The sequence below is a fragment of the Streptomyces sp. NPDC058326 genome, from assembly GCF_042879855.1.
Classification (GTDB): Bacteria; Actinomycetota; Actinomycetes; order Streptomycetales; family Streptomycetaceae; genus Streptomyces.
Genome location: NZ_JBHVZO010000002.1, coordinates 123,282 through 143,688 on the forward strand (window position 1 = coordinate 123,282; position 20,407 = coordinate 143,688).

Here is a 20,407-nt window from a genome sequence, read left to right on the forward strand (position 1 = left end):
GGCAGCCCCGGACCTCGGAAGAGGTCCGGGGCTGCCGCCGGGCGTCAGGGAACGGCAGGCAGGGATCAGGGGGCGACGGCCATGTCGAAGAGGTGGATGTTGCCGTTGCTCGGCAGGACCACGAAGTCGATCTGCTTGCCGCGGTCGAGCGGTATGGAGTGGGCGAAGACCCGGTACTTGATGCCCGCGTTCCCGTACCCGCTCGGCCGGTTGCGTCCGTCGCTCGACGCCACCAGGGTCGCCCCGTGGGCGTTCGCCGGGTCGAACGACCAGTTCGGGAAGCCGAACGAGCCGCTGCTGCTCGTCCCGTCGGTGTAGTACACGGTGGCCGTTCCCGACGCCCCGCTCGTGACGCCGGACCCGAGGAAGACGAGCCTGCCGCCGGTGCCGCTCAGGGTGACGGCCTGGCCCGCGGCGGAGACGTTGTTCCTGGTGCCGCTCGGCACGTCAGGCCAGCGCAGTTCCGCGCCCAGGGCGCTGACGGCCGCGCCGGGGCGCAGTCCGACGTCGGCGAGCTTCTGCGCGGAGAAGCTGTTGCCCTCGCCGTCGTAGTCGCCGGGGCCTGTGTTGCTCTCGTCGGTCACGGCCACGTTGTTGTACGCGGCGGCGAGACCGGCCAGGGGGGTGCCGCTGCGCTGCGTCCTGGTGCCCGTGGCCGAGCCGAAGCCGTCGCCGCCCTGGTAGGTCGCGGTCGCGGTGAAGGTACGGACGGTGAAGCCGGCGCGCTGCTCCGGCACCTGGATGCGGAAGGTGGCGTCGGCGGAGGCTCCCGCGGTGAGGGAGCCGTCCACGCGGACGGCCGAGGGCTGTACGGCCCAGCCGGCCGGCCCGCCGAAGGACACCGTCAGCGAGCGCAGCCGCTCCGGTCCCGCGTTCTTGACGGTCACCTTCACCGTGGAGATGGCCGGGCCGGCCAGGTCGACGGGGGAGATCGTCACCGCCGTCCGCTCGGCGTCCGGCGCCGGCTCCTGTGCCGTCGCGACCGCCGTCCCGGCCGTCGCCGGGAGGAGGGCGAGCGCACCGGCCACGGCCACCGCTCTGAGTGATCCGAGCAGTCCTGCTGATCTCACGTGCTGCTCCTTCTGGGGAGGGGTGCGGGGGACGTCAGGCGACGGGCGGCATCTCGGTGGTGCGCGAGTCGAGCCCCATGCGGAGGTTGACCCAGGCGCCCCGGGTGAAGTCCGGAACCTGCACGGGCCGGCCCTTCGCTGCCAGGGACATGACACTCAGGGGTACCGGGGCGCACCAGGACGCCGAGTCGTAGACGTCGATGTCGGGCACGAGACCCGCCCTCATCAGCTGGATCGTCCGCCACTGCAGGACGTAGTCCATGCCGCCGTGGCCGCCGTTGTTCGCCGCGTCGTCGCCGATCTTCTTCCACAGCCAGTGGTCGAACTCCTTGCGGTAGGAGCCGAAGTCCCGCCACGCGTGCCCGCTGTGGTCGGGCTCGACGTAGACGCGCCCGCCCCCGGCCGACAGCACCCCGGCGTAGTCCTCGAAGATGCCCCGGCTGCCGGCGAGCGTGTTGATCCTGCTGTACGGACGGGGGGAGCTGACGTCGTGCTCCGCGCGGATGACCCGCCCCTTGGCCGTGTCGATCAGACAGGTGACCAGGTCGCCGTTGACGTACGTCTCGTTCCAGGACGGGTGGTTCCGGGGCACGAACCGCTCCCGGTAGTCGGCGAGCCCCTTCGGCGCGGTCGCGGTCGCGCGCAGCGTGGTCATGCGGTCGCCGCGGTTGATGTCCATGGCCGCGGCGATCGGCGCGAGGCCGTGCATGGCGTAGAAGGAGGCGGTGCTGCGGGTGTGCCACAGCCGGCGCCAGGAGTCGGTGTAGTACGTGTCGGAGAACAGCAGCGCGCGCAGGTCGTGGAGATAACCGCCGTGCCCGTTGGTGATGTCGCCGAAGAGCCCCTCGTGCGCCATCTTGAGCATGGCCAGTTCGTTGCGGCCGTAGCTGCAGTTCTCCGCCAGCATCAGATGGCGCCGGGTGAGCTCCGAGGTGTCGACGAGGTCCCAGAGTTCGTCGAGCCCGGTGGCGATGGGCAGTTCGACGATGACGTGCTTGCCGGCGAGCAGCGCGGCCTTTCCCTGCTCGTAGTGGAACTCCCACGGCGTGGCGATGTAGACGAGGTCGATGTCGTCGCGCCGCAGCATCTGGGCGTACGAGTCGGCGGAGCCGCCGAACTCGACGGGGCGGGGCCTGCCGTCGGCGGCCAGCCGGTCGGCGACCCTCTTGGCGCGGTCGGCGCGGATGTCGCAGACGGCGGTGACGGTGCAGCCCGGGACCACGGACCAGCCGGTGGTCATGCCGGAGCCCCGGTTGCCCAGCCCGATGACGCCGACGCGGACCGTGCGGTGGACGTCGTAGGGCACGTCGACCATCGACCGCTGGCCCGCCTGCCGGCGCGGCGTCGCCGCGGCCGCGTCCGCTGTTCCCGTCGCGGCGGCCGCGGTGGTGGCCGCTCCCGCTCCGGTGGCCAGTGCCCCGGTGGCGGCCACGGCGCCTCCCAGAATCAGGCGGCGCGAGACTGCGGGGGTTTCTGTCATGAATACATCGCTCCTCAGTGCGGACGGCGGCGGGCGCGTGACGACTGTGACGGGGCGATCGGATCCATGTCAATAGGTGTTCATTGCGGCGCAGTTCTAAGCATGGTCGCGCATCCTCGGTCGGATTCCCTGCGTGGAGCGCATGCGTCCGGTGTGCGGCGGAACCGACTCAAACCATAAGTACGAAAAAAGGCTGAATACCTCGACGGGAGGGCTGTCGATCAGGGAAGCTGTCCCTCAACAAGCCTGCGCTCAGGCCACGTTGAGGAACATCCGCATCACAGACACGGGGGATGACATGGCAGGATTCGCACACCGCTGGTCCGCGCGCGCGGCAGGCGTGGCGGCAGCGGCGTTACTGATCGCCGGTGGTACGGGCGGCGCCGCCCTCGCCGTCGACACCGACCGTACGGCCACCGCCGCCGCGACGTACCTTCCCACGGTCGAGATCACCGCCAACTTCGCGGTGGTCGCCACCACGCACCCCGACGTCGCGGGGTGCGACGGCTACGTGGTGAAGGGGGCGGGGACCGCCACCGGCAGACCCATATCCAGCAGCACCTGGTCACAGGACGAGGTGGCGTGCACCGCGACCATCCCCGGCAAGTACGACATCAAGGGGACGGCGACGATGACGGAGGCCGACGGTGACAAGCTCACCATCAGCTACGCGCTCACCGCGCCGCTGACCTCGGACACCATGGTCTACTCGTCCGGCACGTTCAAGATCACCGGCGGTTCCGGCAACTACCAGTTCGCGACCGGCAGCGGCAAGATGCACGCCCGGGTCAACCTGCTGGACCACGATCACGTCAGCTCCTCCCTGATCGGCGAGATCCAGTACCTGGGCTGATCCGATCCACGGCAGGACGGCGGCGGCCCCGCTCCCTCCCCCTTGACCGGGTGTTCCGGCCCTCGTAGGTTCGGGCGCGGAACGGGAGCGGGTCCGCCGCCTCCGTGGCTTCCGAGGGCCGCGCCGCCACACGTGGAGCGGCTCCCGTCCGACTCCGGGCACCTTCTGACTGCGCACCTCCAAAGGGGCCGCACCATGAAGAGCACGATGCAGGACCGAGAGTTACTGGTCCGCGACCTCCTCGCGCACGGGCAGCGCGTCTACGCGGACAGCCGGGTGGTGCGCTGCGCCGACGGGCCGACGCCACGCTCCTCACAGACCTTCGCCGACATCGCGGGCCAGGCCGAGCAACTGGCCGCGGCGCTGACCCGGCTGGGCGTCCAGCCCGGTGAGCGCGTCGCCACACTGGCCTGGAACACCCCCGAACACCTCGTGGCGTATCTCGCCGTACCGAGCATGGGCGCCGTCCTCCACACCCTCAACCTGCGGCTCCACCACGACCAGTTGGGGTACATCGTCGAGCACGCCGAGGACGCGGTCCTCCTGGTCGACGCGACCCTCCTGCACATGCTCGCACCCCTGCGGGAGCGGCTGGGCAGCGTACGTCACGTCGTCGTCATCGGCGACGCGCCGGAGGCGGAGCTGCCCGGGCACATCGCCGTGCACCGCTGGGACGAGCTGCTCGCGGCCGAGCGGCCCGGCTTCGTCTGGCCCGACCTGGACGAGCGCGAGGCGGCCGCGCTCTGCTACACGACCGGAACCACCGGCGACCCCAAGGGCGTGGCCTACAGCCACCGCTCCATCTCCCTCCACACGCTCGGTGTTTCGGCCGGCGCCGGCTTCGCCATGCACGACGGCGACCGCGTCCTGCCGATCGTCCCGATGTTCCACGCCAACGCCTGGGGATGGCCGTACGCCGCCTGGCTGGCCGGCTCCGACCTGATCATGAACGGACGGCTGCTGCACACCCCCGACCTCGCCCGGATCATCAACGAGGAGCGTCCCACCGCCGTCGCGGCGATCTGCACGATCTGGAACAGCCTTGTGCACCACGGCGCACGACACCCGCTGGACCTGAGCGCCGTACGGCTCGCGGGCTGCGGCGGCGCGACCCCGCCGCGCGCGCTGCTCAAGGAGCTCAAGGAACGCTACGGCGTCCGCCTCAAGCAGGGCTGGGGACTGACCGAGACCAGCCCCCTGGCCACCTTCGCCGTCCCCCCGCACGGCACACCGGACGAGGACGAGATCGACTGGCTCGCCAAGAGCGGCCGGGTGATGCCCTACGTCGAGGTGCGGCTGATCGCGGAGGACGGCAGCGAGCAGCCGTGGGACGGTACCTCGGTGGGCGAACTGGAGCTGCGCGGGCCGTGGGTCACCGGCTCGTACTACAACACCGAGGAGTCCCCGGAGAAGTTCCACGACGGCTGGCTGCGCACCGGCGACCTGGGAGTCATCGAGCCGGGCGGCTGGGTGGTGGTCAGCGACCGGCTCAAGGACGGCATCAAGAGCGGCGGCGAGTGGATCTCCACCATCGAGCTGGAGAACGCGATCATCGAGCACCCGGCGGTCCTGGAGGCGGTCGTGGTCGGCGTGCCCGACCCGCGCTGGGAGGAACGGCCGCTCGCCTGCGTGTCGTTGGTCCCGGGCGCCGGGACAGGCGGGGACGAGCTGCGGGAGTTCCTGTCCGGGCGGGTGGCGCGCTGGTGGATACCGGAGCGCTGGTCCTTCGTGGACGCGGTGCCCAAGACCAGCGTCGGCAAGTACGACAAGCGCTCGGTGCGGACGCTGTACGCGGAAGGGGCGCTGGACGTCTGGACCCCGCCCACCACGGACGCGCGGGAGCCCACGGAGCCTGTTCGATCCACGGAGTCCACGGTGCCTGTTCGATCCACCGAGCCCACGGAGTCCACGGTGCTTGTTCGATCCACGGAGCCCACGGAGCCCATGCGGCCTGCGGAGCCCGGGCCGCCCCGGGACTGAGAGGCGGTACGGCGCCCCGCGGGCGGACGGCGGTGCGGCGCTCCGGAGCACCGGAGCGCCGCGTCCCGTACGCCTCAGGCCGTCGCCAGGACCGCCGCCTCGGCCAGCAGCTCCCGCTGCTCGTCGGGGCCGAGCCCGAGCTCCCGTACCAGCCTCAGCGTCAGCACCAGCCGGGCCTGGATCGTCGCCTCAGGGCCCGGACCCTCACCGCCGGGCACCTCACCACCGCCGAGCGCGGTGGTGAACAGGCGCTCGAGGAACACCGGGTCGAAGTCCTCCGCGCCGGCTTCCAGCGAGCCGAGGAAACCCGCCACGTACGCGCCGATCCCCTCCGGTGTCCCGCCCTCCGGGAAGCGGCGGCGGACCGCGACCCCGAAGGCGGCCCCGACCGCCTGCCCGTACCGCGGGTCGGCGGGGTCGAGTGCGGCGGACTTCTGCGCGAACCCGATGAAGTCGAACGCCAACAGCGCCCCGAGAACATCGAGTTCGGTCGAGAGGGACGCGGAGGTGTCGGTCGTCATGACGACTCGCCTTCTGCCGGGGAGGATACGGTCGTGGAGCCCTGGGCGGCGGAGCCGGTGACCGCCGCCACCACGCGCTCGGCGTCCCGGCCGACGAAGCCGATCAGCGCCGAACCGCGGGTGCGCATCCGGTAGAGCCCCAGGTAGTAGCTGCCCGGCAGCGCCCCCAGGCCCTCGGACTGCCGGGGCTGCCCGTCGTCGTCGAGCATCTCCGGGTCGAGCCAGCTCCAGTCCGTCTCGTAGCCGGTCGCCCAGATCACCGTGGACGGCTTGACGCGCTCGCCGTCCGCGACCAGCAGCTCGGCGCCCTCGGCCGCGGTGACCCGGCCCACCGTACGGATCCGGCCCTCCGCGACGAGCTCGGGCACCCGGTCGCCGACGACCGGGTCGGGTGCCTGCATGTTCACCGGCAGGCTCATCACGCCGAGGACGCTCATCCACCAGAACATGTCCCGCCCGAGGACGGTCTGCGGCAGGGGCGGTGAGACCCTCTCGCTGCAACTGAGCACCACATGATGGGTACTCGCCAGCTCCCCGGCTATCTGCCGGCCGGAGTTGCCGTCGCCGACGACCACCACCGTGCCCGGCGGCACCTGGGCGGGGCCCCGGTACTCGCTGGTGTGCAGGGTGGACACGTCGGGGCTCAGCCCGGCGGCGAAATCCGGAACCCGGGGGGATCCGAACGCTCCCGTCGCGATCACGACCTGGTCGGCCCGGCAGTCGCCGTGCGGGGTGGTCAGCAGATAGCCGTCACCGTCCCTGCGCAGCGAGAGGACCGGGTGGTCGGTGAGCACCGGCAGGTCGAACCGCTCGGCGTACTCCCGCACATACGCCACCACCTCGTCCTTGCCGGGGTAGTGGGCACGGTCGCCGGGGAACGGGAGGCCGGGCAGCCCGGAGAACTGCGCGGACGTGAACAGGGTCAGCGAGTCCCAGCGCCGCTGCCAGCTCTCGCCGACCTCGCCGCCCGCGTCGAGCAGCACACACCGCACGCCGGCCTGCCGCAGGTAGTACCCGGCGGCCAGTCCTGACTGGCCCGCTCCGATGACGGCGACCGGCACGGTGGCCGGCAACGCGCTCGTCGGCCGCCGGCTCGGGTCGGCCTGATCAATTCGCATACAGAATGTCCTCACTGCTTCGCATACGGACTGTCCTCACTTCTCGGACCTGGACTCGGCCGGGCCCTCGATTTCCGGCCCGGGGCGGACTGGCGGGACCGGCCAGGGTCGGACCGTCCAGGGGTGGACCGGCCCGGGGTGGACCGGCCGGGCCGCCCGCGCGGGCGGCCCGGCCGGTTCGGGTCAGCCGGCGTCGAGGGCCCGCCGCAGCTCACCGGCGAGGACGCGCAGCCGCTCGCCGCGCATCACCGTGTAGTGATCGCCGGGAACATCGACCAGGACGGCGTCGCCGGAGAAGTACTCCATCCAACGGGACGCGGTCTCGACCGACGCACCGCCGTCCGCGGCCCGCAGCGACACCACCCGCCCGGCGAAGCCGCTCGGCGCGTACCGCAGCAGAGCCCGGTAGTTGCTCTGGAACCGGCCGACGATACGGCTCAGCGTGTCGAGGTCGATGTCCTCGGACAACGCCCCCGCGGCACGGGCCTCGTCGTGCAGCACCCGCACCGGCGGGCGCCCGTCGAACGCCTCCGGCGGCAGCTCCCAGTCCACCCCGGCCAGACCCGCCAGGTCCCGGGCGAACCAGGACAGCAGCACCTCGTCGGAGACGGGTGCGCCGCCGGCGGGACCCGGCTGCTCCATCAGGTCGATCACGGCGAGCAGGTCCACCTCGGCACCCGCCGCGGTGAGCTGGGCCGCCATCTCCAGGGCGATCACCCCGCCCATCGACCAGCCGCCGACCCGGTACGGGCCGTCGGGCAGCGCCTCGCGGACCGCCGCGACGTAGTGCGCGGCCATGTCCTCGACGCTCCGCAGCTCCGTGTCCGGCAGCTGGAGCGCGTAGAACGGCTGCTCCTCACCGAGGAGTTCGGCGAGTTCCGCGTAACAGAGCACATCGCCACCGACCGGGTGGACGAACACCAGCGGAGTCCGCGAACCCGTGGTGCGCACCGGCACCAGCGCCCCGCGGCCCTCCTCGCCGCCGCCGGACTCCCGGACCGCCCGGGCGAGCAGCTCGATGGTCGGCCGGGCGAAGAGGCTGGACAGCGGCAGGCCGACGCCCAGACCGCGGGCGATCCTGGCCATCAGGCGCACCGCGAGCAGTGAGTCCCCGCCGAGCTCGAAGAAGCTCGCGGTCACCCCGATCTCGGTCACCCCGAAGAACTCCGCCCAGATCTCCGCGAGCCGCCGCTCCACGTCGTCGCGGGGCGCGACGAACCCGGCGCCCTCGACCGCGACGTCGTCGGGCGCGGGCAGCGCCGCCCGGTTGACCTTCCCGTTGTCGCTGAGCGGCAGTTCGTCCAGGACGAGGACGCGCTGCGGCACCAGATGCTGCGGGACCATCCGGCGCAGCGCCTCGGTGATCTGGCGCTCGGTGTCGTCGCGGCCCTCGTCGAGGACGACGTACGCGATCAGCCGCTTGGGCCCGTGCTGCTCGCCCGCGGCGACGACCGCCGCGCGCCGCACGCCCTCGCACTGGGTGAGAGCGGCCTCCACCTCACCCAGTTCGATGCGGTAGCCCTGGATCTTCACCTGGGAGTCCTGCCGGCCGAGGAACTCGATGCTGCCGTCCGGCAGGAAGCGCCCGAGGTCGCCGGTGCGGTAGAGCCGTTCACCGGTGACCGGGTGGTGCAGGAACGCGGCGCGGGTCTTCGTCTCGTCGTTGAGGTAGCCCCGGGCCAGACCGACCCCGGCGATGTACAGGTCGCCCGGCACCCACACGGGGCAGGGCCGCATCGCACCGTCCAGCACGTGGAAACGCTGATTACGCATCGCCTTGCCGTACGGGATGCTCACACAGTCGTCCTGGACGTCCCCGATGGGGTGCAGGATCGACCAGATCGACGCCTCGGTGGCGCCGCCGAGGCTCCACAGCCCGGCGTCCGGCAGCAGCAGCATGATCCGGCCGGGCAGCGTCACCGGGATCCAGTCCCCGCTCATCATCACGAGCCGCAGCGGCAGCCCGGTGATCCCGTTCGCGAGGGCGTGCTCGGTGAACATCTCCATCAGCGCGGGCACGCTGTTCCAGAGGGTCACCCCGTGCTCGGTGACGAGCTCCGCCCAGCGGGCGGGCTCGCGGTGCGCGGCCGGCTCGGGCAGGACGAGTGCGCCGCCCGCCGAGAGCAGCCCGAACACGTCGTAGACCGACAGGTCGAAGTGCATCGAGGACAGCCCGAGGGCCCGGTCCGCCGCCGTGACGCCGTACCGCTCGTTGACGTCGACCACCGTGTTGAGAGCCGCGCCGTGCTCGATCATCACGCCCTTGGGCAGCCCCGTGGAGCCGGACGTGAAGATCACGTACGCGAGGTCGTTCGACTTGGCGCCGGACGGGCCCAGCGGGCGCTCCTCACCCTCGTCGTCGGCCCGCACCACCGTCCTGCGCACACCCTGCGGCCAGTCGGCCGTGTCGTCCACCCACGGCTGGGTCACGACGCTGCTGATTCCGGCGCTCTCCAGGAGCACGTGCAGCCGCTCGGCGGGCACCCGGGCGTCGATCGGGACGTACGCCGCCCCCGCCCGCAGGATGCCGAGAGCCGCGACGACCTGCTCCCAGCCCTTGTCCATGACGATCCCCACGAGGTCCCCCGGCCCGGCCCCCTGGGCGCGCAGCCGGTGCCCCACCTGGTTGGACCTGCGGTCGAGCTCCGCGTACGTCAGGGTCAGCGCCCGCGAGATCACCGCCGGCGCGTCGGGCGTCGCCGCGGCCCGGTCGAGGACCGCCTCGTGCAGCAGCCCCTCGGGCACGGGCCCCCCGGTGGCGTTGGCCGCGGCCCGTACGTCCAGGTCGGCGGCCGGCGTCAGAGCGGGCCTCGGCCGCTGCCAGGCCGCCGGGTCACCCGACAGGTCGTGCAGCATCCGCAGATAGGCCGCGAACATGGCGTCGACACAGCCCGCCGGGAACAGCTCCTCGATCACGTCCCAGTTCAGGACGAGTTCACCGGCCTCCTCGACCGCCTGGTGGTCCAGCCACACCTGCGGGGTGCGGACCGAGCTGCTCACCTGGCGGCCGTTCTCACCGATCCCCGCCAGGTACTGCACGACTCCGCGCCGTTCGGTGTCCTGCTGACCCGCGAAGTTCACCAGACTGGTGAAGACGACCGGCGCGGCGGCCCGCACCGAGGCCCCGCGGGCCCGGTTCAGCTCCCTGAGCACCTGCACACCACTGACCTGGCTGTGCTCCATGTCGCTCCACAGCCGGCGCTGGACGTCGGCGGCGCGGGCGGCGAACGTGTCCTCCGCCGAGTCGCGGATCTCCAGCATCAGCGTCGTGGAGAAGTTCCCGATGACGTCGCCGACCTGCGGGTGCAGCGGCAGCCGGTTGAAGTACAGCAGGTTCAGCGAGAAGTCGGGAGTGGCGCTCCACTCCGCGATCACCTGCGCGTACGCCGTGCACAGGGCCGCCGAGGCACTGACCCCGGCCGCCGCCGCGTGCTCCTTGAACCGGGCCCAGTCCTCCCGCGAGAGGGTCGCGCCACGGTGGTTGAACACCGGCCGGTCCAGACTCGACGGGTCGACGGCCAGCGGAAGCTGGGGCGCCGGCGGCAGGGTGTCGAGCCGGTCCCGCCAGTAGGACAGCGCCCGCTCGTAGTCGGGCCCGCCCTCCAGGGCGCGCGCCTGAAGGACGTAGTCCCGGTAGCGCAGGCCCAGTTCGGGCAGCGTCTCGCCGCGGTAGTGCGCGGCCCACTCCTTGAACAGGATCGAGGTGCTGAAACCGTCGATGATCAAGGCGTCGAAGCCTGCGTGCAGCCGTATCGTCCGTTCGTCGATCCGGGTCACCCGCACGTCGAACAGCGGCCAGCGGGCCGTGTCGAAGACCTGGTGCCGCATCTCCTCGTGGACGGCGGCCAGCGCGGCTTCCCGCCCGGCCGGGTCCAGTGCGGAGACATCGGTCTCACGGATCACGTACGCCGGGACATCGCGCTGTACGCGCTGCTCGCCCTCGGCGGTGAACACCGCCCGCAGCATGTCGTGGCGCTCGATCATCGCCCGGAGGGACGAGCCGAGCCGGTCCAGGTCCACGTTCTCCAGGTCGATCTCGATCTGGAAGTACGTGGACGTGTTCCCGAGCTCGAAGGCGTCACCCCGGCCCACGAGATAGGCCTGTTGGAGGTCGGTGAGACCGAACGGCTCGTAGCGGTCGGCGTCGTCTCCGGGGGCGCCGGTGTCGGCGTCGGTTCCGGCGTCCGCCTGCTGGGCTTCCGCCTCGGTTCCGGCGCCGAGAGCGGCGAGCACGTCCTCCGCGATGTCCTCGGTGCAGCGGCCGTCGAGGAACGCCGTCATCGGAAGCAGAACGTCGAACTCCCGGTTCAGCGCCGTCCGGATCTTCATCGCGATCAGCGAGTCGAGGCCGAGCGCCTGCAACGAGTGACGGGCGTCGAGCCGGGACGGAACGGTGCCCAGCGCCTGGGCGACGGTCCGGACCACGAAGGCCCGTGCCGCCTCGGGCGACAGGGCGGGTTCGACGCCGGCGGAGCCGGCCGGAACCTGCGCCGGGGCGGTCGCCACCGGCAGCACCGTCGGCGCCTCCGGGAGCGCGGGCGCGTGCTCGGCCGTCCGTACGCCTCCGGCCATGGGGACCCGTACGGCCGCGGGCTCCGCCACGGGCCGGGCCACGGCGGGGACGAAGCGTACGCCGTCGGCCTCCGCGACCAGCCTGCCCTGCGCGGCGACGAGCCGGATACGCGCCCGGGTGCCGCCGTCGAACAGTTCGGCGTGACATCGCAGCCCATCCTGAGACCCGCCGCGGTCGTAGTGGACGAAGCGGTCGAGACCGACCGGCACGAGGGCCGGGCCGTCCGTGGGGAAGCAGGCGAGCGCCGTCTGGAACATGGCGTCGACGAGGCCGGGGTGCATCAGATACGGCTCGGCCTCACCCGGCACGGCGGGCCTGATCTCGGCGGTGGCCTCGCCCCGGCCGAGCCTGATCCGCTCCACCCAGCGGGCGGCGGAGCCCAGATACAGGGCGCGCTGCCACAGCAGCCGGTACAGCTCGTCCCCGGTCAGCTCGCGGCCCGACCCGACCGGTGCGAGCGTCACCGTGGGTGCGGCCGACGCGCCCGACCGGGCCCGGCCCCGCGCGTGCAGCTCCCAACCGCCGGCGGCGTCCTGGGCGTAGTACCGGAACCGGTCCTCGTCCACGATGAGCTGGGCGGCGCGAACGCCGGGCGTCGCCGACGGATCGGCGGCGGCCGGTTCGAGGACCAGGTCGAGGGGCAGTTCCAGGTCCTCGACGGAGACCGGCCCGGGACCGGCGAGTTCGGCGACCGCCTCGATCAGCGTCTCCACGAACACCCCGGCGCTGACCACCGGCCGCCCGCCGACCACGAAGTCACCGAGGCACGGGTGCGCCGCCGGGTCGAGCCGCGGGGCGAACTGCGCCTGCGCGAGCGGCGACGACGGCAGCCGTACGCCCAGCAGGGCTGCGGCCTCCGCGACTTGCCCGGCCGGTCGCGGAACGCCGCGCGCGTCGGTGGCGGCGGGTTCGGGCGTGAGCCAGAAGGGCCGGCGCTGGAAGGGGTAGGAGGGGAGTTCGGTGGTGCGGGCCCGGTAGGGGGCCAGGAGGGTGGGCCAGTCGATGGCGAGGCCGTGGGACCAGGCTCCGGCGGCGGATTCGACGAAGCGTTCCAGGCTGCCGCTGTTGCGGAGGAGCGTGCCGACGGCCGCGCCGGTGTCACCGAGCGTTTCGATGATGCCGGAGACGAGGACGGGATGGGCGCTGACTTCGACGAACACGACGTCGGGTGCGGCGAGTTGTCCGATGACGTCGGCGAGCCGGACGCGGCTGCGGAGGTTGCGGAACCAGTACGCGGCGTCGAGTTCGGCGGTGTCGAGGAGGCTGCCGGTGACGGTGGAGTGGAAGGCGATCCGGCCCGACTGCGGGGTGACGTCCTTGAGTTCGCTGGCGAGGGTGTCGCGGATCTCGTCGACGTGGGGGGAGTGGGAGGCGTAGTCGACGGGGATGCGGCGGGCGTGGACGTCGGTGGCCTCGCAGTGGGCGAGAAGCTCGTCGAGGGCTTCGGGCCGGCCGGCGACCACGGTCGACGACGGGCCGTTGACAGCCGCCACCGATATGCGGCCGGACCAGGAGGTCAGCAGCTCCTCCGCCTGGGGTTCGGGGATGGCGAGCCAGGCCATGCCGCCGCCGCCGGAGAGGACGCGGAGTGCTTTGGAGCGGAGGGCGACGACGCGGGCGCCGTCTTGGAGGGTGAGTCCGCCGGCGATGACGGCGGCGGCGATCTCGCCCTGGGAGTGGCCGACGACAGCGATGGGGTTGACGCCGGCGGTGCGCCAGAGGGTGGCGAGGGCGATCATCGTGGCCCAGGAGGCGGGCTGGACGACGTCGACGCGGTCGAGGCCGGGGGCGCCGTCCTCGCCGCGGAGGACGGCGGTGAGTTTCCAGTCGACGTACGGGGCCAGAGCGGCCTCGCACTCGTCGATGACGCGGGCGAACTCGGGTGAGATATCAAGCAATCCCACCGCCATGCCGACCCACTGGGACCCCTGTCCCGGGAACACGAACACCGCTCGGGAAGGGGACACACCGTTCTCGCCGTCGATCTCGCGGGAGGCGAGTGCGTCCAGGCCGGCGAGCAGTCCGTCACGTCCTTCGGCGCCGGGGATGACGGCCCGTGACTCGAAGGCGGATCGGCCGGTGGCCAGGGAGACGGCCACGTCGGCCGGGCTGAGCTCGGGCCGTGCCCGTACGTGCGCGGCCAGTCGTCCCGCGGCCTCGGCGAGAGCGTCCGCCGAGCGCGCCGAGACCATCCACGGCAGGGCCGTACCGTCCAGCGCGGCCGCATCGGCGGGCGCGTCTTCGACGACCGGCTCTACGGGTGCTTCGGCGAGGACGATGTGGGCGTTGGTTCCGCTGATGCCGAAGGAGGAGATTCCGGCTCGGCGGACCTTGTTGTCGGTGGGGGGCCAGGGGCGCGGCTCGGTGAGTACTTCGACGCCGCCGGTGTCCCAGTCGACGAGTTCGCTGGGCTTGCTGACGTTGAGTGAGGCGGGCAGCTCGGCGTGGCGCAGTGCCATGACCATTTTGATGATGCCGCCGACGCCTGCGGCGGCTTGGGCGTGTCCGAGGTTCGACTTCAGCGAGCCCAGATACAGCGGCTGGCCGTCGCGTTCGCTGCCGTAGGTGGCGAGGAGGGCTTGGGCTTCGATGGGGTCGCCGAGGACGGTGCCGGTGCCGTGGGCTTCGACCGCGTCGACTCCGGCGAAGGTCACTCCGGCGTCCTGGACGGCGGCGCGAATCACCCGTTCCTGCGCCGGGCCGCTGGGTGCGGTGAGTCCGTTGGAGGCGCCGTCCTGGTTCACGGCGGTGCCGGCCACGACCGCCAGAACCGTGTGGCCGAGCCTGCGGGCGTCGGAAAGGCGTTCGACGACGAGTACGCCGATGCCTTCGGCCCATGCGGTGCCGTCGGCGTCCGCCGAGAACGACTTGCAGCGGCCGTCCGCCGCGAGCCCCCGCTGACGCGAGAACTCGATGAAGGTGTTGGGGGTGGACATCACCGCGGCGCCGCCCGCGAGGGCGAGGGAGCACTCGCCGGACCGGAGAGCCCGTACCGCGAGGTGCAGGGCGACAAGGGACGACGAGCACGCTGTGTCCACCGTCAGAGCGGGCCCCTGCAGCCCGAGCGTGTAGGCGATCCGGCCGGTGGCGACACTGCCGGCGGTGCCGGTCAAGAAGTGGCCCTCGGCCTCCTCCGGCAGCCGGCCGCCGCCGCCGTAGTCGTGGTACATCACCCCGGCGAACACACCGGTGTCGCTGCCGTGCAGCGACCCGGGCGCGATCCCGGACCGCTCCAGGGCCTCCCAGGACACTTCGAGCAGCAGCCGCTGCTGCGGATCCATCGCCAGCGCCTCACGCGGCGAGATCCCGAAGAACCCCGGGTCGAACTCGGCGGCCTCGTGAAGGAATCCGCCGTGCCGCACATAGGACGTACCGGAGTGGTCCGGGTCCGGGTGGTAGAGGCCGGCCAGGTCCCAGCCCCGGTCCGCCGGGAAGCCCGAGATCACGTCGCGCTGCTCGGCGACGACCTGCCACAGCGCCTCGGGCGAATCCACCCCGCCCGGGAAACGGCACCCCATGCCGACGATCACGATCGGATCGTCGTCGGGACGCGGCGCGGCGGCGGTGACGGGCTCGGGCGCGGCGCGCTCGGCGCCTTCCCGCGCGAGCGCGAGTGCGAAGTCGACGACGGCGGCCGGCGTGGGGTGGTCGAAGACGAGGGTGGCCGGGAGCCGCAGGCCGGTGGTGGAGTTGAGACGGTTGCGCAGCTGCACCGCGAGGAGCGAGTCGACACCGAAGCTCTTGAACGGCTGCTCCGGGTCGATCCCGTCCGACGAGTCCTGGCCGATGACCGCGGCGAGCTGCCCGCGGACGAGGTCCAGCAGCAGGCGGCGGCCCTCCTCCTCGGACATCCGGCCGAGCCTGCGGCGCAGGCCGGACTCGCCGGCGCGCCGCTGCGGGACCCGTACGAGCGCGCGCAGCACAGGGGACAGGGTGCCGGTGAGCGCGTCGGAGCGCAGCGCGGCCGGGTCGAGACAGGCCGGGACGAGCACCGGATGGTCGTCGGCGAGCGCCCGGTCGAGGAGTTCGAGACCCTGTTCTGTGGAGAGCGGTGCGATGCCGCGGGTCGAGAGGGTTCCGTCGTCCAGGTGGCCGGTCAGGCCGGTGCGTTCGGCCCAGAGGCCCCAGGCGAGCGAGGTCGCGGGGCGGCCGGCGGCCCGGCGGCGGGCGGCGAGCGCGTCGAGGAAGACGTTGCCGGCGGCGTAGTTGGCCTGGCCCGGGTTGCCGAGTACGCCCGCCACCGAGGAGAAGAGGACGAAGGCCGCGAGGTCCTGTCCGGAAGTGAGTTCGTCGAGGTGCGCGGCGGCGTCCACCTTGGGCCGCAGTACGGCGGTGAGCCGCTCCTCGGTCAGCGACTCGACCACGCCGTCGTCCAGCAGGCCGGCGGTGTGGACGACGGCGGTGAGCCGGACACCGGTGAGGAGCTGGGCGAGTGCCTCACGGTCGGCGGTGTCACAGGCGGCGACGACGACCTCGGCGCCCAGCTCGGCGAGTTCTGCGGCCAGCTTCCCGGCGCCCGGGGCGTCGGGCCCGCGACGGCTGACGAGGAGCAGTCGGCGAGCACCGTGCTCGGTGACCAGGTGCCGTGCCACCGACGCGCCGAGCACGCCGGTTCCGCCGGTGACGAGCACGGTGCCGTCCGGGTCGAGCCGGGTGCCGCCGGCCGGGCCGGCTGCGGCGGTGTGCCGGACCAGCCGGGGGGCGAGGAGCGATCCGTCCCGCAGGGCGAGCTGGGGTTCGGTGAGCACGGCACCGGTGACGTTGCCGGCCCGGTGCGGCGCCTCGTCCGTGAGCGTGTCCGTGCCCGCATCCATCCTCCCGTCCGTGTCCAACAGGACGAACCGGTCGGGGTGTTCGGACTGCGCGGCCCTGATCAGTCCCCACACGGTGGCCTGGGCGGGGTCCGTCACCTCGGGGCCGGCGGCGCCGTCGGTCAGGACGACGAGGCGGGAGCCCGCGAAACGGACGTCGGCCAGCCATTCCTGGACCAGTCCCAGAGCCCAGCACGCGGCAGCGTGGGCGTCGTCGGCGAGAGCGGCTCCCGTGCTGCCCGAGTCCCGTGAGGCGACCGGACATCGCACGCCGACCACCTTCGGGACCAGGTCCGGGACCTCCGCCAGGGCCGAGACCAGGCACAGGTCGACGTCGCCCGTGGTGGCCTGGACCGGCTGCCACTCCAGCCGGAACAGCGCGTCGGATCCGCGCCCGGCGGCCAGGTCGGCGGTGAACGGCCGCATCGTGACCGCCTCGGCGGACAGCACGGGCTTGCCCGCGCTGTCGGTGACGCGGAGACTCACGCCGTCCTCACCCCGGGTGCTCAGCCGTACGCGCAGGGCGCCGGCGCCTTCGGCGTAGCGGGTGACGCCGGACCAGGAGAAGGGCAGCACGGTTCCGGAGTCCTCGCGGAGCAGACCGACCGCGTGCAGAGCCGCGTCGAGCAGAGCGGGGTGGACCCCGAACGAGGTCGCGTCGAGCTCGGCGGGCAGGCTCACCTCGGCGTAGACGTCATGGCCGTCACGCCAGGCGGCCCGCAGGCCCTGGAAGGCCGGGCCGTAGTCGTAGCCCGCTTCCGCGAGGGTGTCGTAGCGCGTCTCGACGTCGATCTCGCGGGCGCCGGGCGGCGGCCACGCGGCGAGGTCGAAGTCCGCGGCGGCCTCGTCGATGTCGAGCACCGCCGCGGCGTGCCGCGTCCACGGGACACCCGGGTCGGCGTCCTGCGGCCGTGAGTGCACGGCCAGCTCCCGCTGCCCGTTCGCGCCCGCCGGCTCGACGGTCACCCGGAGCTGTACGGCTTCGCCGGGCGGAAGCACCAGGGGAGCCTGGAGGGTGAGTTCGGCGAGCCGCCGCCAGCCCGTCCTAGCTCCCACGGCCATGGCGAGTTCGAGGAACGCGGTACCGGGCAGCAGCACGGTGCCGAGCACGGCGTGATCGGCGAGCCACGGCTGGGTGTCGAGGGCGAGCCGCCCCGTGTACACCAGCCTGTCCTCCTCGGCGAGTTCGACCACGGCCCCGAGCAGCGGGTGCCCGGCCGAGGCCAGACCGAGTCCTCGTGCGTCGGTGGTGGCGGGTTGGGGTGTGAGCCAGTAGTGGTGGCGTTGGAAGGGGTAGGGGGGGAGTTCGGTGGTGTGGGTTTGGTAGGGGGTGAGGAGGGTGGGCCAGTCGATGGTGAGGCCGTGGGACCAGGCTTCGGCGGCGGATTGGATGAAGCGTTCGAGGGTTCCGGTGTTGCGGTGGAGGGTGGCGACGGCCGCGCCGGTGTCACCGAGCGTTTCGATGATGCCGGAGACGAGGACGGGATGGGCGCTGACTTCGACGAACACGACGTCGGGTGCGGCGAGTTGTCCGATGACGTCGGCGAGCCGGACGCGGCTGCGGAGGTTGCGGAACCAGTACGCGGCGTCGAGTTCGGCGGTGTCGAGGAGGCTGCCGGTGACGGTGGAGTGGAAGGCGATCCGGCCCGACTGCGGGGTGACGTCCTTGAGTTCGCTGGCGAGGGTGTCGCGGATCTCGTCGACGTGGGCGGAGTGGGAGGCGTAGTCGACGGGGATGCGGCGGGCGTGGACGCCGGTGGCCTCGCAGTGGGTGAGGAGTGCGTCGAGGGTTTCGGGCTGTCCGGCGACGACGGTCGAGGAGGGGCCGTTGACGGCTGCCACGGAGATCTGTCCGGGCCAGGAGGCCAGGAGTTCTTCGGTTTGGGGTTCGGGGATGGCGAGCCAGGCCATGCCGCCGCCGCCGGAGAGGACGCGGAGTGCTTTGGAGCGGAGGGCGACGACGCGGGCGCCGTCTTGGAGGGTGAGTCCGCCGGCGATGACGGCGGCGGCGATCTCGCCCTGGGAGTGGCCGACGACAGCGATGGGGTTGACGCCGGCGGTGCGCCAGAGGGTGGCGAGGGCGATCATCATGGCCCAGGAGGCGGGCTGGACGACGTCGACGCGGTCGAGGCCGGGGGCGCCGTCCTCGCCGCGGAGGACGGCGGTGAGTTTCCAGTCGACGAAGGGTGCGAGGGCGGCTTCGCAGGCGTTGATGACGCGGGCGAATTCGGGCGAGGAGTCGAGCAGACCGCTCGCCATGCCGACCCACTGGGACCCCTGCCCCGGGAACACGAACACGGCTCGGGAAGAGGACACACCGTTCTCGCCGTCGATCTCGCGGGAGGCGAGTGCGTCCAGGCCGGCGAGCAGCCCGTCACGTCCCTCGGTGCCGGGGACCACGGCCCTCGACTCGAAGGCGGACCGGCCGGTGGCCAGGGAGACGGCCACGTCGGCCGGGCTGAGCTCGGGCCGTGCCCGTACGTACTCGGCCAGACGTCCCGCGGCCTCGGCGAGAGCGTCCGCCGAACGCGCGGACACCATCCACGGCAGGGCTGCCCCTTCCAGGGGGCCCGCATCGGCCGAGGTCTCCCGCGCGGTCTCGTCCTCGGCCGGGGCTTCGGCGAGGACGATGTGGGCGTTGGTTCCGCTGATGCCGAAGGAGGAGATTCCGGCTCGGCGGACCTTGTTGTCGGTGGGGGGCCAGGGGCGGGGTTCGGTGAGTACTTCGACGCCGCCGGTGGCCCAGTCGACGAGTTCGCTGGGCTTGCTGACGTTGAGTGAGGCGGGGAGTTCGGCGTGGCGGAGTGCCATGACCATTTTGATGATGCCGCCGACGCCTGCGGCGGCTTGGGCGTGTCCGAGGTTGGACTTCAGTGAGCCGAGGTAGAGCGGCTGGCCGTCGCGCTCCTTGCCGTAGGTGGCGAGGAGGGCTTGGGCTTCGATGGGGTCGCCGAGGACGGTTCCGGTGCCGTGTGCTTCGACCGCGTCGACTCCGGCGAAGGTGATGCCGGCGTCCTGGACGGCGGCGCGGATGACCCGTTCCTGTGCGGGGCCGCTGGGTGCGGTGAGTCCGTTGGAGGCGCCGTCCTGGTTCACGGCGGTGCCGGCCACGACGGCGAGGACCGTGTGGCCGTGCCGGCGGGCGTCGGAAAGGCGTTCGACGACGAGTACGCCGACGCCTTCGGCCCATGCGGTGCCGTCGGCGTCCGCCGAGAAGGACTTGCAGCGGCCGTCCGCCGCGAGCCCCCGCTGACGCGAGAACTCCACGAAGATGCCCGGTGTCGACATGACGGTCACACCACCCGCGAGGGCGAGGGAGCACTCGCCGGACCGCAGGGCCTGCACCGCGAGGTGCAGGGCGACAAGGGACGACGAGCACGCCGTGTCCACCGTCAGCGCCGGGCCCTGCAGCCCGAGGGTGTAGGCCACACGTCCGGACGCCACACTCGACGTCGTCCCCGTCAGCCCGAATCCCGTGGCCGCCGCACCCGCCTCACCGAGGCGCGGACCGTACTCCTGGGCGATCGCGCCCAGGAACACGCCCGTCGACGTGCCGTGCAGCGATCCGGGCGTGATGCCGGACCGCTCCAGGGCCTCCCACGACACTTCGAGCAGCAGTCGCTGCTGCGGGTCCATCGCCAGCGCCTCACGTGGCGAGATGCCGAAGAACGCCGGGTCGAACTCGGCGGCACCGTCGAGGAAGCCGCCGTTGCGTACGTACGACGTACCGGCGTGGTCCGGGTCGGGGTGGTAGAGGCCGTCGAGGTCCCAGCCCCGGTCGGCCGGGAGACCCGAGATCACGTCGCGCTGCTCGGCGACGACCTGCCACAGCGCCTCGGGCGAGTCCACCCCGCCCGGGAAACGGCACCCCATGCCGACGATCACGATCGGATCATTGGTGCCCGCCTCCAGCTCGCGGACCCGCTGACGTGACTGGTGGAGGTCGACGGTGAGGCGCTTGAGGTAGTCGACCAGTTTGTCGTTGTCCGGTGTTGTCATGG

General features: G+C 72.4%; 7 protein-coding genes. 2 read left to right on the forward strand and 5 right to left on the reverse strand.

Translation table 11 applies throughout. The annotated features are described in order from the left end of the window. Positions 1–65: 65 nt before the first annotated feature. Together ACFVYX_RS03470 and ACFVYX_RS03475 are read right to left on the reverse strand one after the other, a co-directional pair. Positions 66–1,070: an NEW3 domain-containing protein gene (locus ACFVYX_RS03470; RefSeq protein ID WP_389679618.1), complete on the reverse strand. Its 1,005-nt coding sequence runs from the start codon at positions 1,068–1,070 to the stop codon at positions 66–68. Between the two features lie 34 nt (positions 1,071–1,104). Further along, positions 1,105–2,550, reverse strand: coding sequence for a Gfo/Idh/MocA family protein (locus ACFVYX_RS03475; RefSeq protein ID WP_389679619.1), 1,446 nt, complete (start codon positions 2,548–2,550; stop codon positions 1,105–1,107). Between the two features lie 298 nt (positions 2,551–2,848). Here ACFVYX_RS03475 and ACFVYX_RS03480 point away from each other — a divergent pair, with 298 nt between their 5' ends. Both ACFVYX_RS03480 and ACFVYX_RS03485 read left to right on the forward strand, forming a co-directional pair. Next, positions 2,849–3,403: a hypothetical protein gene (locus ACFVYX_RS03480; RefSeq protein WP_389679620.1), complete on the forward strand. Its 555-nt coding sequence runs from the start codon at positions 2,849–2,851 to the stop codon at positions 3,401–3,403. Positions 3,404–3,598: 195 nt separating this feature from the next. Then, entirely contained in the window at positions 3,599–5,383 is a 1,785-nt protein-coding gene (locus ACFVYX_RS03485; RefSeq protein WP_389679621.1) for a long-chain fatty acid--CoA ligase, read from the forward strand. Positions 5,384–5,457: 74 nt separating this feature from the next. Here the strand turns inward: ACFVYX_RS03485 and ACFVYX_RS03490 are convergent, their stop codons facing one another. The 3 genes from ACFVYX_RS03490 to ACFVYX_RS03500 form a co-directional block, all read right to left on the reverse strand. Beyond that, complete coding sequence (locus tag ACFVYX_RS03490) at positions 5,458–5,904, reverse strand: hypothetical protein (protein ID WP_389679622.1); 447 nt, start codon at positions 5,902–5,904, stop codon at positions 5,458–5,460. Continuing rightward, positions 5,901–7,022 (reverse strand): flavin-containing monooxygenase, encoded by a 1,122-nt coding sequence (locus tag ACFVYX_RS03495; RefSeq protein ID WP_389679623.1) that lies wholly within the window; start codon positions 7,020–7,022, stop codon positions 5,901–5,903. The genes ACFVYX_RS03490 and ACFVYX_RS03495 overlap by 4 nt, the downstream gene beginning before the upstream one ends. Positions 7,023–7,205: 183 nt before the next feature. Next, positions 7,206–20,405, reverse strand: a complete 13,200-nt coding sequence (locus ACFVYX_RS03500; protein WP_389679625.1) for an amino acid adenylation domain-containing protein — start codon at positions 20,403–20,405, stop codon at positions 7,206–7,208. Positions 20,406–20,407 lie beyond the last annotated feature (2 nt).

What these genes read in the sequence shown, in the direction of transcription:
- ACFVYX_RS03475 (WP_389679619.1), bottom strand. Translation starts at nt 2,550, where the DNA reads ATGACAGAAACCCCCGCAGTCTCGCGCCGCCTGATTCTGGGAGGCGCC.
- ACFVYX_RS03480 (WP_389679620.1), top strand. Translation starts at nt 2,849, where the DNA reads ATGGCAGGATTCGCACACCGCTGGTCCGCGCGCGCGGCAGGCGTGGCG.
- ACFVYX_RS03485 (WP_389679621.1), top strand. Translation starts at nt 3,599, where the DNA reads ATGAAGAGCACGATGCAGGACCGAGAGTTACTGGTCCGCGACCTCCTC.
- ACFVYX_RS03490 (WP_389679622.1), bottom strand. Translation starts at nt 5,904, where the DNA reads ATGACGACCGACACCTCCGCGTCCCTCTCGACCGAACTCGATGTTCTC.
- ACFVYX_RS03495 (WP_389679623.1), bottom strand. Translation starts at nt 7,022, where the DNA reads ATGCGAATTGATCAGGCCGACCCGAGCCGGCGGCCGACGAGCGCGTTG.
- ACFVYX_RS03500 (WP_389679625.1), bottom strand. Translation starts at nt 20,405, where the DNA reads ATGACAACACCGGACAACGACAAACTGGTCGACTACCTCAAGCGCCTC.